Origin of the sequence: Algoriphagus sp. TR-M9 (genome assembly GCF_027594545.1) — a bacterium.
Taxonomy (GTDB): Bacteria; Bacteroidota; Bacteroidia; order Cytophagales; family Cyclobacteriaceae; genus Algoriphagus; species Algoriphagus halophytocola.
The window spans coordinates 1,125,253-1,139,052 of sequence record NZ_CP115160.1 but is presented as its reverse complement, the minus strand read 5'-3'; the positions used below and the strand labels follow the sequence as shown (position 1 = coordinate 1,139,052).

General features: G+C 43.2%; 12 protein-coding genes. 5 read left to right on the top strand and 7 right to left on the bottom strand.

What is annotated here, in order from left to right; all coding sequences use genetic code 11:
• Window positions 1-53: 53 nt before the first annotated feature.
• Together PBT90_RS05130 and PBT90_RS05125 are read right to left on the bottom strand one after the other, a co-directional pair.
• The gene (locus PBT90_RS05130) at window positions 54-1,649 is read right to left on the bottom strand and encodes an acyl-CoA carboxylase subunit beta (protein WP_396127665.1); all 1,596 of its coding nucleotides are present in this window, start codon (window positions 1,647-1,649) and stop codon (window positions 54-56) included.
• Window positions 1,650-1,806: 157 nt separating this feature from the next.
• Window positions 1,807-2,607, bottom strand: coding sequence for an N-acetylmuramoyl-L-alanine amidase family protein (locus tag PBT90_RS05125; protein WP_264809325.1), 801 nt, complete (start codon window positions 2,605-2,607; stop codon window positions 1,807-1,809).
• Window positions 2,608-2,704: 97 nt separating this feature from the next.
• Here PBT90_RS05125 and PBT90_RS05120 point away from each other — a divergent pair, with 97 nt between their 5' ends.
• Entirely contained in the window at window positions 2,705-5,404 is a 2,700-nt protein-coding gene (locus tag PBT90_RS05120) for a putative LPS assembly protein LptD (RefSeq protein WP_264809324.1), read from the top strand.
• Window positions 5,405-5,435: 31 nt separating this feature from the next.
• On the opposite strand, the gene PBT90_RS05115 is transcribed toward PBT90_RS05120, so the two are convergent.
• Complete coding sequence (locus PBT90_RS05115; protein ID WP_264809323.1) at window positions 5,436-6,650, bottom strand: arginine deiminase; 1,215 nt, start codon at window positions 6,648-6,650, stop codon at window positions 5,436-5,438.
• A 185-nt stretch (window positions 6,651-6,835) separates the two neighbouring features.
• Here PBT90_RS05115 and PBT90_RS05110 point away from each other — a divergent pair, with 185 nt between their 5' ends.
• On the top strand, window positions 6,836-7,591 hold the full coding sequence (locus PBT90_RS05110; protein ID WP_264809322.1) for a DUF4197 domain-containing protein: 756 nt from the start codon (window positions 6,836-6,838) through the stop codon (window positions 7,589-7,591).
• 237 nt (window positions 7,592-7,828) lie between these two features.
• Here PBT90_RS05110 and PBT90_RS05105 read toward each other — a convergent pair whose 3' ends face one another.
• The 3 genes from PBT90_RS05105 to PBT90_RS05095 all read right to left on the bottom strand — a co-directional run bounded on the left by PBT90_RS05105 (window position 7,829) and on the right by PBT90_RS05095 (window position 10,419).
• Window positions 7,829-8,902 carry an agmatine deiminase family protein gene (locus PBT90_RS05105; protein ID WP_270131884.1) on the bottom strand — a complete coding sequence of 358 codons (1,074 nt, stop codon included), beginning with the start codon at window positions 8,900-8,902 and terminating at the stop codon, window positions 7,829-7,831.
• Window positions 8,903-8,909: 7 nt separating this feature from the next.
• On the bottom strand, window positions 8,910-9,836 hold the full coding sequence (locus tag PBT90_RS05100) for a carbon-nitrogen hydrolase (RefSeq protein ID WP_264809320.1): 927 nt from the start codon (window positions 9,834-9,836) through the stop codon (window positions 8,910-8,912).
• 121 nt (window positions 9,837-9,957) lie between these two features.
• Complete coding sequence (locus PBT90_RS05095) at window positions 9,958-10,419, bottom strand: COG2426 family protein (RefSeq protein ID WP_264809319.1); 462 nt, start codon at window positions 10,417-10,419, stop codon at window positions 9,958-9,960.
• Between the two features lie 217 nt (window positions 10,420-10,636).
• Between PBT90_RS05095 and PBT90_RS05090 the strand changes: the two genes are divergently transcribed.
• The 3 genes from PBT90_RS05090 (at window position 10,637) to PBT90_RS05080 (ending at window position 12,512) form a co-directional block, all read left to right on the top strand.
• Complete coding sequence (locus PBT90_RS05090; RefSeq protein WP_270131879.1) at window positions 10,637-11,020, top strand: hypothetical protein; 384 nt, start codon at window positions 10,637-10,639, stop codon at window positions 11,018-11,020.
• 184 nt (window positions 11,021-11,204) lie between these two features.
• Window positions 11,205-12,029, top strand: coding sequence for a carboxypeptidase-like regulatory domain-containing protein (locus PBT90_RS05085; RefSeq protein WP_270131877.1), 825 nt, complete (start codon window positions 11,205-11,207; stop codon window positions 12,027-12,029).
• A gap of 33 nt (window positions 12,030-12,062) precedes the next feature.
• A complete protein-coding gene (locus PBT90_RS05080) occupies window positions 12,063-12,512 on the top strand; it encodes a nuclear transport factor 2 family protein (RefSeq protein ID WP_270131875.1) in 450 nt (149 codons plus the stop codon).
• Between the two features lie 36 nt (window positions 12,513-12,548).
• On the opposite strand, the gene PBT90_RS05075 is transcribed toward PBT90_RS05080, so the two are convergent.
• Window positions 12,549-13,796 (bottom strand): serine hydrolase domain-containing protein, encoded by a 1,248-nt coding sequence (locus PBT90_RS05075; RefSeq protein ID WP_270131873.1) that lies wholly within the window; start codon window positions 13,794-13,796, stop codon window positions 12,549-12,551.
• Between the last annotated feature and the right edge of the window lie 4 nt (window positions 13,797-13,800).

The following is a 13,800-nucleotide window of genomic DNA, read 5'->3' as shown; positions in this document are numbered from 1 at the left end:
TCAGCTTGCTAGAAATCTAGGTAATTAAGGCTATTTAAGTTACAAAAAACTGGTCAAGTCTGGATGACTCCCACATTAAATCTTTCCGCAATGGGGGCATGGTTCGCCGCCTCTATTCCCATGCTGATCACTTTTCGGGTTTCACGGGGGTCGATTACTCCATCCACCCAAAGTCTGGAAGCCGCATAGTAGGGACTCAATTCTTCCTGGTATTTTTTGCTGATTTCATCCAGTAGCTGCTTTTCATCTTCCTCTGATATTTCCTTGCCTTGTTTTTTCAGCGCAGATACTTTGATCTGCAGTAGGGTATTGGCTGCGGCAGATCCAGACATAACCGCCATCTGGGCTGTAGGCCAAGAGTAGATCAGGCGAGGATCATAGGCTTTACCACACATCGCATAGTTACCAGCACCGTATGAATTCCCCAATAGGAACGTGAATTTAGGAACTACTGAATTAGCCATAGCATTGACCATTTTAGCTCCGTCTTTGATGATTCCTCCGTGTTCCGCCTTGCTGCCTACCATAAATCCGCTTACATCCTGCAGAAACACGAGTGGGATTTTACGCTGGTTGCAATTCATAATAAAACGGGCAGCTTTGTCGGCAGAGTCAGAATAAATCACTCCTCCCATTTGCATTTCACCTTTGGCAGTTTTGACAATCTTCCGCTGATTAGCTACTATCCCTACTGCCCAGCCCTCTATTCTGGCTGTGCCGCAGATCAAGGTTTTCCCATAATCCTTTTTATACTCTTCAAACTCACTCTCATCCACCATGGCTTTGACCAAGTCTAGCATTTCGTAAGGCTTTACTCTATCCGTAGGAATCAGCTTTAGAAATTCTTCAGAAGAAATGGAAGGATTCTTAGGCTCCTTCCTGTCAAATCCTGCTGTTGCGTCATGACCTATTTTGTCAAAAATAGTTCGAATGGCATCCAGACATTCCTGGTCAGTCTCATATTTATTATCAGTCACTCCTGAAATCTCGCAATGCGTGGTAGCTCCTCCCAAAGTTTCATTATCAATGCGCTCACCTATAGCTGATTTTACTAGGTAAGAGCCCGCCAAAAATATAGAACCGGTCTTATCTACGATCATTGCCTCATCAGACATGATCGGAAGATAAGCTCCACCAGCTACGCAGCTTCCCATGATGGCTGCCACCTGTACGATTCCCATGGCAGACATTTTCGCATTGTTGCGAAACTGACGTCCAAAATGTTCTTTATCCGGAAAAATCTCATTTTGCATAGGTAGAAAAACACCCGCACTGTCTACCAGGTAAATCACAGGCAGCCTGTTTTCCATGGCTATCTCCTGAGCCCTCAGGTTTTTTTTGGCAGTCATGGGAAACCAAGCCCCCGCTTTCACGGTAGCGTCATTGGCAACGATCATACACATCCTTCCGCTCACAAAACCAATTCCGGTGACCACTCCACCTGAAGGGCAGCCGCCCTCTTCTTTATACATTCCATCAGCTACAAAGGCTCCCACCTCAAGAAACTCAGTATCCGAATCCACCAGGTAGTCGATTCGCTCTCTTGCAGTTAATTTACCCTTGGCATGCTCTTTCTCGATTCTTTTGGCACCGCCTCCCAGCTTTACTTGCTTGTATTTCTCCTCCAATTGCTGAAGCATTGCCGCCATGGAGGAACTCTGATCATTGGTCTTTGTACTCATGTATATGTTTGGGTTTATAAATAAAAAACGCTTGGATAAAGCGGAATGTTCAAGAGACAAGATAAACAAAAGCCCTTTTCCAAAAATGAAAAAGGGCTAAAGTATGTCCTATTAAAGTGCAAAACTATCGAGCTTCTATGCTTTCCTTATAATCTCTGATGGATCTGAAAATCGCCGAGGCCATGTATTCCTTACCTTGCTGGCTCATCAGGAATTTTTCCTCGTTGGAATTGGACAGAAACCCAAGCTCTACCAAAACTGAAGGCATTGATGGTGTCCAGAGTACGTAGAAAGGCCCTTGTTTTACACCTCTACTTTTACGACCTACTCTATCTTTAAACTGAGTCTCTATATGGTCTGCCAAGGTCACTGAATTTTCAAAATGGACTTTTGACATCAGGTTGAACATCATGTAAGATTCCGGAGACTTAGGATCAAAACCTTCATAGTTTTCCTTGTAGTTATCTTCCAACAGGATCACGGAGTTTTCCCGCTTTACGATATCAAAGTTGGCCTCAAAGTGCTTGGTTCCCATGACAAAAGTTTCCGTACCATAAGCAGATCGATTGGCAGCTGAATTGGAATGTATGGAAACAAAGAGATCAGCTTTGTTATTATTTGCTATCATCGGTCGCTCTTTCAGCGTGGGAAAACTATCATCATCCCGCGTATAAATCACTTCTACATCGGGTAGATTTTCCTTGATGTATTTACCTACCAATAGAGTCACCGCAAGATTGATGTCTTTTTCTTTTGACCTGGACCCTATATTTCCCGGATCCCTCCCACCGTGACCTGCATCAAGAACTATTTTTTTCATCCGAAACTTAGGCATCATAGTTTCGTTGTTGATGAATCCTCCAAATACAAAGGGAATGCATAAAATCAGACTAAGAAGAATTTTTTTGTTTTTGGACCGTTCCATGAGGGCAATAAAATTAACTTTACACGAAATTTCACTCAAATTAAATAAAGCGTAAGCAACAGTGCAGGGATTCAGGCTCTTTTTATTTTGCTTTTTTGTGCTATCGACCGTACCGCTAAGTACTTCTGCGCAGCGTACTACAGGTCCTCCTCAAGAAAAGCCTATTGTAGTTCCTGACACGCTACTATCACCGGATCCAGAACTGACGGCTCTTGACACCATCCCTATTCCCGCTGATTCGCTTTCGCTGTCTGATTCGACAAAAATTATGCCCGCAAATGATATCACCACAGATATCACTTATTATGCGGAAGATAGTATAGTGGCTGATTTTCCGAACAACAAATTATACCTGCATAATCAGGCATGGTTTGAATATGGGGAAATGCGACTAGAGGCAGATCTCATCGTGATAGACTGGGCAAATTCGGAATTATATGCTTCTGGAGTGACGGACAGTTTAGGAAATATCACCGGAAATCCATTTTTCAAAGATGGTCCTTCAGTATATGAAATCCGCAAGGAAATGCGGTACAACTTTAAATCCCAAAAGGCCATCATCAAAGATGTGGTCACCGAGCAACAAGATGGGATATTGAGGGGAGAAACAATCAAAAAAACAGATGATGGGTCCATTTATCTGGATCATGGGTATTACACTACCTGTAAACTCACCACTCCCCATTGGCACATTTCTTCCAATAAAATCAAATCCATAGAAGGCGGACAGGTAGTCTCCGGGCCTTTTAATCTTTATTTTAATGGCATCCCTACTCCTCTGGGTTTGCCTTTTGGCATAATCCCAAATACACCTGAAGAAAAAGCTTCGGGAATAATTTTCCCTTCTTATGGACAGGAACAGGCTAGAGGACTGTACCTACGGGATTTTGGGTATTACTTTGCCATCAATGACTACATCCATACCAGAATCACGGGAGATATTTACTCACTCGGTGGCTGGGGAGTAAAAAACCAGACAGCCTATAGAAAGCGGTATAGATTTGCCGGATCCATGAATATTGATTTCCAAAAGTTCAGGTCACCGGAGACGGAGGAAAACCCGGTAGATTATAATACCTTCAGAATAGCTTGGTCACACACGCCGGAATCCCGAGGAAATAGCCGTTTTTCCGCCTCAGTAAATGCTGGCTCTACCAGTTACTTTAACAATATCATCAACCCTAATAATTACTATAACAATACCACGGCTGACCTGAGCTCCAATGTGAATTATACCAAAACCTTCACAGGTACTCCTTTTACATTTTCTGCTGCCATGAGACATTCGCAAAGTGTGCAGACTGGTGAGGTGCAACTCAGTTTGCCCACCATGTCCATAGGCATGAACCGGCAGCGCCCATTTGAAAACGTGAAGTTCGAACCGCTGAAAACGCTTAATTTCTCCTATAATTTTGACATGCAGAATACCATTACCAATAAGGTGGATCCTTCTTTTGGTGTGGATCCAGATTTGGTGGAAGACCTAGATGAGCCCGAGCTGGTGCCTTTCACTCCTTCCAATTTTGGCTACCTGCTGGACAATGCAAACAACGGAGCGAGAAACAGAATCCCTATCAGTTCCAACTTCACCTTGTTCAATTACTTCACGGGTACAGCTTCAGGAAGCCTGACGGAACTTTGGTACCTCAAAAAAATCAACTATTACTACAATCCTTCTGAGGAGCGTGTGGACAAGATCCTAGAAGATGGGTTCAACAGAGTTACTTACTACAACACCTCCTTCAGCCTGGCGACCAATATCTACGGATTCTTCAATTTCAAAAAAGGAAATGTTAAAACCATTCGTCAGCACATCCAGCCTACATTTGGGTTTAGCTACACACCTGATTTCTCTGATCCTTCTTTAGGATACTATCAGGAGGTTCAGACAGATGCAGAAGGCAACACCGCGCTCTTTTCCAGACATCAGGGATTTTCGTACTCAGGTGCTCCAAGTGGACTATCCAAGGCCCTCAGCATCAATATCCGCAGTGTACTAGAGGCCAAAGTGCTGGACAAAAAAGATTCTACGGATCAGACAGCCACCAAGAAAATCCCCATTTTAGAGAATATAGATCTATCGACCAGTTATAATTTCGCTGCAGATTCCTTCAACTTAGCTCCATTCAGGATCAGTGCCCGAACCAGTTTTTTTGAAAGAAGACTATCTGTGAATATGGCTACAACACTGGATCCTTATGCCACACAAGCATATATGGGATCAAATGGCACAGAATCTTTCCGCTCCATCAATGATTTCGCCTGGAACAATGGCCAGGGCATAGGAACCATTCGCAGTGCCACGCTGAATATGAATGCCTCCATCAATCCATCCAATGCCCAAAACCAGGGAGAAGTACGTGATGAGTTGACCAATCAGTTCATCCAACAAGGCGGAGTGATGAATGACTTTGTGGAAAGTGAAATCAATAGAATCGCGACTGACCCCAGCCAATACATAGATTGGGATATCCCCTGGAATTTATCATTTGGATATGTGCTCTCTTATAACAAGGCGGTTTCAGGAAGAAGAAACATCACCCAAACCGTCAGTGTAAACGGGGATTTCTCGCTTTCCGAAAAGTGGAAAATCAACTTTAACACAGGCTTTGATGCCCAAGCCAAAGAAATCACACAGACCATGGTCGGTATCGCCAGAGATCTGCACTGCTGGCAGATGAATGTCAACTGGATTCCATTTGGAAGATTTACTTCCTACAATATTGACATCCGGGTAAAATCCACCATCCTGCAAGACCTGAAGGTATCTAGAAGAAGGTCGTTTTTTGACAGGTAATCAAATCAATTGCTTTCATCCAAAGAAAGCCTCAAACCCTAGATCTGCTGATCGGCATAGTCATGCATCTGGGTCCGCCCAGACCACGGGAAAGTTCAGAGGACGGAATTTCCAATACTTCCACCCCCATTTCGCGTAGCGCCCGATTAGTATGGATATTTCTGTTGTAGGAAATCACCCTTCTAGGGCCTATTGCAAAAACATTGGCTCCGTCAAACCATTGCTCGCGCATGGCATAATCCGGGTTTCCATCCGCTGTGTGAAGAATTTCCAAATGTGGAATTTCCCGCTCCAGCACAGTCAGCAGTGATTCTTTCAATACCTCCCGCTTGATATGCACCTTATCCTCTTTGATTTCTTTTAAGGTATAAAGCGAGGTCTGAAGAACTGCATTCATGGCATCCGGATAAGTCAGCACCAAGTTCTCATCCAGTACTGTAAACACCGTATCCAAGTGCATAAACTGCCGCTTTTGAGGGAGATGAACTTCATAGACCCGCTCTACTGTCCCCTCGCCCAGCAAAGCCTTGGCCGTGTGGTAGATGGCCTTTTCGTCTGTGCGCTCAGAGTTACCTATAGCCACGGCCTTTTGCGAGAGAATGATCACATCCCCACCTTCAATGCTTGCAGGGTTATCATGGCTATTGACAGGATAAAGCGTATGGATATTTGATTTAAAGTCAGGGTGGTTTTCAAAGATTACACGCAGTAGATCTGCTTCCCGCTGTCTGCCTTCCATTCTCATGCTGGAAAAAATAATCCCTCCGGGAGTCAGCGCCATAGGGTCTCTTTGGAAATACAAATTGGGACATGGGGAAATCAGAAAGGCAAATTCCATCAGTTCACCGGCATTCAAGTTGGGGAGCTTTCTTCGTAGCTCATGCACTTTCAGCCCAGCGGTAAGTATCCCGGCACATTCTGCGGTGGAGTAGCGTTCCAATATACTTTCGGCAAGATGCACCATACCGGCCCGTTTCAAGGAATCCTTCATGAGATGGAGTAATACCTGCTCATCATAAAGCACACGGATCAGCAGCTCACGCAATTGATACACCTTAGCTCCGGTAGAATCCTTGATCAGATTAGAAAATGTATCATGTTCTCGCTGCAAAGCTTCCAGATAGGGTACATCGTCAAACAACAAAAACTCTTTATTGTAAGGAGTAAGTCTGTCGATTTCCTTACCAGGCCGGTGCATCAAAACGGCCTTCAGTGTTCCAAATTCAGAGTTGAGTCTTAAGTTCATAGGATTAATTATTATCTATAAAAAAGAAAGATAAATTAAGGATATTTCAACAAACAACCTATTTAGCTAATGATTTATTAAAAACAAACTTCCTTTATAGACAGATTTAAATTTACGCTCACAGACATCTATATTCCCACATCTTCGTAAACTCCCCTATAACATTCGAAATTCAATCACCATTCATGCTACAAATACGCTCAAAAACCAGCCAATTCGCCACTTTACTTCTGCTACTATTCTTCTCCTCCTGCACCTCCTATAGCCCCATCACTGGTGCCATGGGGCAGAGCACTGATTCTTCATCTAGCTATGACCCTACGTCCGGGGAGATCAATGCAGGACTAAAGGAAGCACTGGAGAAAGCAACCGGAATAAGTACCGAAAGGCTATCTGCCAAAGATGGGTATTTGGGTAATCTGGACGTCAAAATCCTTTTCCCGGAAGAAGCCAAAAATATAGAAAACACCCTCCGGTCTATTGGATTGGGAAGCTTAGTAGATCAGGTGATCACCAGTGTCAATCGCGCAGCAGAGGAGGCAGCGATTGAGGCAAAACCTATTTTTGAAAATGCCATTCGGCAAATGACCATCACTGATGTAAAAAACATTCTGCTGGGCGAACACGACGCCGCCACTCAGTATTTTAATAAAAGTACATCCCCGCAGCTCACAGAAAAATTTTCTCCCATCATAGATTCTTCCTTGAAAAAAACTGATGCGACCAAATACTGGTCAGATGTCATGAGTAACTATAACAAAGTGCCTTTTGTAAAAAAAGTAGATACTGACCTGACCGCCTATGTGACCAAAAAAGCCATAGAGGGGTTATTTGTGGAAATAGCCAAGGAGGAGGTCAAAATCAGAGAAAGTATTTCCTCCCGAACCACACCTCTACTGAAAAAAGTATTTGGATATGCAGCTGAAGAAGAGAAAAAGTAAGCTTAACCTTTCTGTCAAATGGAAATACTTTCAAGGCAGGTAAACCGCTCTTGTGTTTTAACCCAAATATGCATGAGCAATTCTATTACAGCCATTAATTGCTTCATAACGAAACCGAATGCATAATCCGGGTTGAAGCAGAGCTAAAAGGGCACTTGACTAATATTCACGGTTCAAAAGAAAAGCTATTCTCGAGAGGGAATAGCTTTTCTTTTTTTTAGACCTAGGTGTCCAGCTTTATACAGCCGGCTCCTGCTGACTAAGGCAGTGAAAACTTCCCAGTCCCCAAATGATATCTGTGGAGTCCACTCCCACCACCTTTCGGTCGGAAAAACAAGCTGAAAGAATATCCAAAGCTATTTGGTCATTTTTGTCGCGAAAGGTAGGGACCACCACTGCATGATTTGAAATGTAGAAATTGGCATAGGAAGCCGGCAATCTCTGATCATCCCAGACCACAGGTGAAGGCATGGGAAGCTCTATTACATTCAGCTGTTTCCCACTTTCCAGCCGCATTTTATGCAGTCGCTCCAAATTCTCCTGAAGCAGGGTATAGTTCTCATCAGCCCTGTTTTTCTCCACTGCTGTGACCACCGTATCTTCATTCACAAAGCGGGTGATATCATCGATATGCCCATCAGTGTCATCACCGACTATCCCGTCACCCACCCAAAGGATTTGCTTCACCCCATAAAAATCCTGAAGGTATCGCTCGATCTGATCCTGCTTCAGATGGGGGTTTCTATTTTCGTTCAAAAGACAAGCTTCTGAGGTCAACAATGTTCCTTTTCCATTAAACTCAACTGCTCCTCCTTCCATGACGATTCCCGGCTTGAAGCAAGGAATTCCAAGTTCCTCTGCGATTTTGATTGGAATCTGGTTATCCAGGTTATGCGGAGGATACTTTTCGCCCCAAGCATTATAATTCCATTTTACCAGGACTTTTTTCACATCCGCATTTGGATTGATCAGAAAAGACGGGCCATGGTCTCTGCACCAAGCATCATTTGTAGGAAAGAAATGAAAACGGATTTGATCTAGATTTACTCCGGCTTTTTCAAGGTGGCCCAAGGCAAATGATTTCATCGCTTCATTACTTACATTGATATTCACGATTTCTCCTATGGCCACATACTTGATAAACTCCGAATAGGGCGCAAAAATAGTATCCAACTTCCCCGGCCAGGAACCTTCCTTATGCGGCCAACTCAGCCAGGTGGAAGCATGAGGGGCAAATTCAGCCGGAAAATAGTATCCCATCTCAGCGGGTGTTTTTGCACCGGAGTGGGCAAGTCCAAATATATCTGTCATGGTGGTCCTATTCTTCGTCTAGGAATCTTTTGGTAATCGGCTGATAGGAATCTATTCTTCGGTCTCTGAGAAATGGCCAGTGCGTTCTGTATTGATCAGATTTGGCAAAATCCAGTTCTTCTACATGGATTTGCTCCTCTTCGTGACTGGCTTTGAAGATGATTCTTCCAAAAGGATTGGCCACAAAAGATCCTCCCCAAAACTTCATATCTCCCTCGTTTCCGCAGCGGTTTACAGATACCACAGGAATTCCGTTGGCTACGGCATGTGAGCGCTGAATAGTCTGCCAGGCCCCATATTGCTCGTCATTGACATCGGGGGTCTGGTCCTTATGCCAGCCAATAGCCGTAGGGTAAACCAGAAAATCCGCCCCTTTCAAGGCAGTAATTCTAGCTGCCTCAGGATACCACTGATCCCAGCAGATCAGAACACCGATATTTCCATATTTGGTAGGAAAAACCTTATAGCCCAGATCACCAGGTGTAAAGTAAAACTTCTCAAAATACCCCGGATCATCCGGAATGTGCATCTTCCTGTATTTGCCTAGGTAAGCTCCGTCAGCATCCAAAACTGCAGTAGTATTATGATACAGACCTTCGGCTCTTTTCTCAAAAAGAGAAGCCACGATCACCACGCCGAGCTCTTTGGCCAAGTCGCCAAGTGTGTCGGTAGACGGGCCCGGTATAGCTTCAGCAAGCTTGAAATTCTCATAGTCTTCCACATCGCAGAAATACAAGGACCTAAACAGTTCTTGCAAGACCACCACCTGTGCTCCCTTAGCCGCAGCCTCACGCACACCGGCAATGGTTTTAGTCATGTTTTCAGCTACATCGGGAGAACAGCTCAGCTGAACCAAGCCAACTTTTACAGTTTTATTTGCCACAGTCAAATGTTTTGATGAATAAGTTGTAAAGATACTTTTGCCCACTGCCATTCCCAAATAGTGGAATTGAATTTCACCTTAGGAAATTGCTGGAAGGCAAGGATCTGAATAACGGCATGAACCCGAAAAAGATTCAGCGCCAAAATTCTAATCCATAGTAGTAGTTGATCCTTTAATTTTTCAAGCCCTTCATCGCAGCCAAGGTAGAGCCCCAAACTATCAGACAGGAGATGAGAATCCCTATTGAATTAGCCAAAAAGGCCTTTTTCCGCTCTACTCCAAAGAGGTAACCCGCGATAGAACCGGCATATACTCCAGTTCCCGGAATAGGCATAGCCACAAAAATCATAAGTCCCCAGAAGCCATATTTCTGCACATTTTTACCTGCACCAGCCTTGGCCCTACGACCTACATATATTGCGGCCTTTTTGTAGTAATACCATTTCAAAAAGTACCTGTTGACTACATCGAAAAAGAAGTTCATGATCGGAAAGACCAGAACATTTGCTAAAAAACAGCCTAATAATACCAAATAGATATCCACGCCATGGAGAAGGGCGTATGGAATCCCAACTTTTGCCTCTCCAAAAGGAGAAAGACTCCAAAGCATAGCGGTAAATAAATCTAAAAACATGGATCAGGATTAAGATGGCGCAAAAGTAATCAGATTAGAATTGTAAATGATATTTTTTTTACGACTGAGTAGGTGGCTTGACTTTCATTTTTTTGAAAGCCAAACCCGATTCTACGCACTATTTGACTAAAACTTAAAGTATTTTGTCCCCTTTGATTTAATCAAATCTCAAACTGTAGAATTTCGTACCAGATACCTTAACGCCAACCGCACCATCATGTTCGCTAAAATCCGGAATACCCAACATTTTCCAAATCAGCCTTTGTTTATCTGGGACGGGGAATTCAGTTTCTGTAAATACTGGATCAACGTATGGAAGAGCAAAACTGAAGGATTGACTTACAGGACTTTTCAGGAAGTTGCCGGGGAATTTCCGGATATCCCACTCAAGGAATTTAGAAAAGCTAATAAAAACTGGCATCGCTGGTATGAAAGTTCTGCAATCTTCCGAAAGATCAGCGATCATAGTTACAATTGGACAGCAAAGAACCGACAGTTGATGATGAAGCTCACGCTGGCTTTTTGGGGCAAAAACCCGCTGAAAAGTAAGCCTTATATGATTCTGTGGGTGATCGGAAACTGGCCGTTTTGCCATTTTTGATATTTGTTTTCAATTAATGCCAAATAGGATAATACTACAGAACAATTTTTGAACATAATGTAGCGCTACTAGCAGAGGCTATCTACTGCTTCCATGATTTGGACTTTTGGGCTACTTTTCAGTACTTGAGCGCATGCATTCATCCATTTTTAATCCTGGGGAGACGCATTTAACTTTACTATTTATGAAAGTATTTTTAGCTATTTTCACTTTACTACTAAGTCTCCCGGCTTTTGGTCAAAAGCTCTACGGTGAAATAAAAGATGAAAATGCCAACCCTGTCCCTTATGTAAATATCGGGATTGTCGATCTGGACAGAGGTACTATTTCAAATCAGTCCGGCCACTATGAAATCGATATTTCCGGATTGGATGACGAAGAAATTCTCCGGTTCTCCATGATAGGATTTGAAAATACCGAATTCAATATTGGTAAGCTAAAATCCCAAAATAGCACTTCATTGAACATCACGTTAAAAGAAAAACCTATTGAACTTAAAGAAATAGAAGTAAAAGCCACCAAGGGAACTCCCTTGATCCTCGGTGTGAAAAAACCGGGGAATTTTTCATGGATATGGAGCGATGCGAATAAAGGGGATGAAATTGGAATGCTTTTTAGAGTGAAAAACCCTTTTTATCTGGACAAATTTTCTTTCCACATCAAAAGGAACAGCTGCGACAGCATCTACTACCGGGTCAAAATCTATGACGAAGAAAATGAGCTTCCGATCAAAATCATTAACCAGGAGGATATACGTTTTCTTTCCACCTTGAAAAAAGGCTGGGAAACAGTAGATATGTCAGCATATAATATTTTGATCGAATCTGATTTTATCATTTCGCTGGAAACCTTAGATAGCTGTTGCAGTGATGGATACACCCCATCCAGACTCTCCATAGGGAGTGATTTTGGATTGACTTATTCAAGGCCATCCAGCATGGCACCCTGGCTGGAAATAGGTAATGAAATGAGTTTTAGAATAGAAGGCATAGAAATATTGGATGATTAAGTTACCTTAAATTCCAAAACTTCAAACGTCATCATGAAAATCCTTTTGCCACTTCTTACACTTTTCTTTTTCACCTTCCTTTTTGCATCAGCCCAGCAAACCTGCATGACGGCATCATCCATCAAAGCTCTGGACGCGCAGTGGGAAGCTAACAACCTAAATCCTGATCCTGAATTTTTTAAAAGTACGCTTGCTGAGAACTTTATATGGGTACACAATCATGCCTCGATGATCGATACAAAGGAAGATGTCATCAAGCGAACTGAAATCCAAGCGGCAAAAGGAACTACAAATACCCGGTCCCGGACACAAAGTGAAGTGAAAGTGGAAATCACAGGTAACACGGCAATAGTAACGGGTTTCACCGTCGTGGACCGAGGCCCCACTCCTACCAAATACCACTTTATGCGAACTTACGTGGAAGTGGATGGCAAATGCCTTTTGATAGGTAATCATACCATGGCGATACCTGAAGGGGAGTAAGTGAGTTTTAACCTTAAATTAGTTTGATGTTTGATTCTAACTTTCACTTTTAACCTTGCGAATAATGCTGATAGATACCGCAAGAATAACTAGGTAACCTACGACCAACAGCTTGATTAGAAATGGAATATTGCGCTGCATCACTACAAAATCTGCAATCCCGGCTTCCCAAAACAACCACTCGTCAGCAATCTCCGATGCAACTGAAGGATTGCCCATGGTCAAAGCAATAATTCCATTATTTGATTGGAGATTTACCCTGGCCGCCGTATTGATGACAATAGTACCTCCACTTCCATCATGGCCAATTATAGTAGATTGCGCATCATTCTGACTGTATAGGTGTGGCCCCAAACCATACACTCCTATCTTATTGATAAAGGTTTCCGGCCTGCTCATTTGCAAAATAGTCTCACGGCGTAATACCGGATTATCAGTAAGGTTTGCTATGAGAAACTTACTCAAATCTGCTGTGCTGGTAAATAAAGAAGCTGCCGCAAGAGCTGTGAAAGTACGGGGTTTACCTAGCGTCCCATCAGCTTGGTATACCTGAGCCAAATCAATCTCAGGCTTTTCTGACAGAACAAAGGTAGAATTACCCATCCCCAGAGGCTCAAAGACCACTTTTGTCATATATTCCTGAAAGGATTGACCACTGATTTCCTCGATCAATAATTGAAGAATAGTATATCCTGCTCCAGAGTACATATACTGGGACCCTGGGGCATACCCTACCCGCGCCACCCCTTCGGCATAAGGTGAATCAGCAGCCTTCGTCAAAGATTCCTCGATAGTCTGTACAGGTTCGCCTGGCGCAAATCCTTCATAACCCAAGTCATCTACAAGTCCAGATGAATGCGAGAGCAGTCTGCGCACACTTACTTTACTATTGTCGTAGTCGCTTTCCGGCAAATTCCACCTGGACAAGTACCCGTCTATTGGACTGTCTAAGTCAATTTTACCCTCTTCCACTAATTTCATAACTCCAAACGAAGTCACCCACTTGCTGATGGATGCCACAGGAAATGAGGTGTTTTCATTCACCGGTTTGTCACTTGAAAAAAAGTAACTTCCTGAGACTTTCCCTTCCTTTATCAGAACCATGGCAAAACTCCCAACCTGTTCCTTTCCCAAAATCTCCCGGGATGCATCTATAAAGTCTTCCGTAGTGTCTGAAAAGGTTATCGCCCTTAACAAAAAGCCTTGGACAAACCCTAATCCTACAAAACAGGTCCATGCAAGTACAGGCAGACCTATCCACACTATTCTTTTTAGTAATTTCATTTTT

What these genes read in the sequence shown, in the direction of transcription:
- PBT90_RS05130 (WP_396127665.1), bottom strand. Translation starts at nt 1,649, where the DNA reads ATGGCGGCAATGCTTCAGCAATTGGAGGAGAAATACAAGCAAGTAAAG.
- PBT90_RS05090 (WP_270131879.1), top strand. Translation starts at nt 10,637, where the DNA reads ATGTTCGCTAAAATCCGGAATACCCAACATTTTCCAAATCAGCCTTTG.
- PBT90_RS05100 (WP_264809320.1), bottom strand. Translation starts at nt 9,836, where the DNA reads ATGGCAGTGGGCAAAAGTATCTTTACAACTTATTCATCAAAACATTTG.
- PBT90_RS05125 (WP_264809325.1), bottom strand. Translation starts at nt 2,607, where the DNA reads ATGGAACGGTCCAAAAACAAAAAAATTCTTCTTAGTCTGATTTTATGC.
- PBT90_RS05115 (WP_264809323.1), bottom strand. Translation starts at nt 6,650, where the DNA reads ATGAACTTAAGACTCAACTCTGAATTTGGAACACTGAAGGCCGTTTTG.
- PBT90_RS05095 (WP_264809319.1), bottom strand. Translation starts at nt 10,419, where the DNA reads ATGTTTTTAGATTTATTTACCGCTATGCTTTGGAGTCTTTCTCCTTTT.
- PBT90_RS05105 (WP_270131884.1), bottom strand. Translation starts at nt 8,902, where the DNA reads ATGACAGATATATTTGGACTTGCCCACTCCGGTGCAAAAACACCCGCT.
- PBT90_RS05075 (WP_270131873.1), bottom strand. Translation starts at nt 13,796, where the DNA reads ATGAAATTACTAAAAAGAATAGTGTGGATAGGTCTGCCTGTACTTGCA.
- PBT90_RS05080 (WP_270131875.1), top strand. Translation starts at nt 12,063, where the DNA reads ATGAAAATCCTTTTGCCACTTCTTACACTTTTCTTTTTCACCTTCCTT.
- PBT90_RS05110 (WP_264809322.1), top strand. Translation starts at nt 6,836, where the DNA reads ATGCTACAAATACGCTCAAAAACCAGCCAATTCGCCACTTTACTTCTG.
- PBT90_RS05085 (WP_270131877.1), top strand. Translation starts at nt 11,205, where the DNA reads ATGAAAGTATTTTTAGCTATTTTCACTTTACTACTAAGTCTCCCGGCT.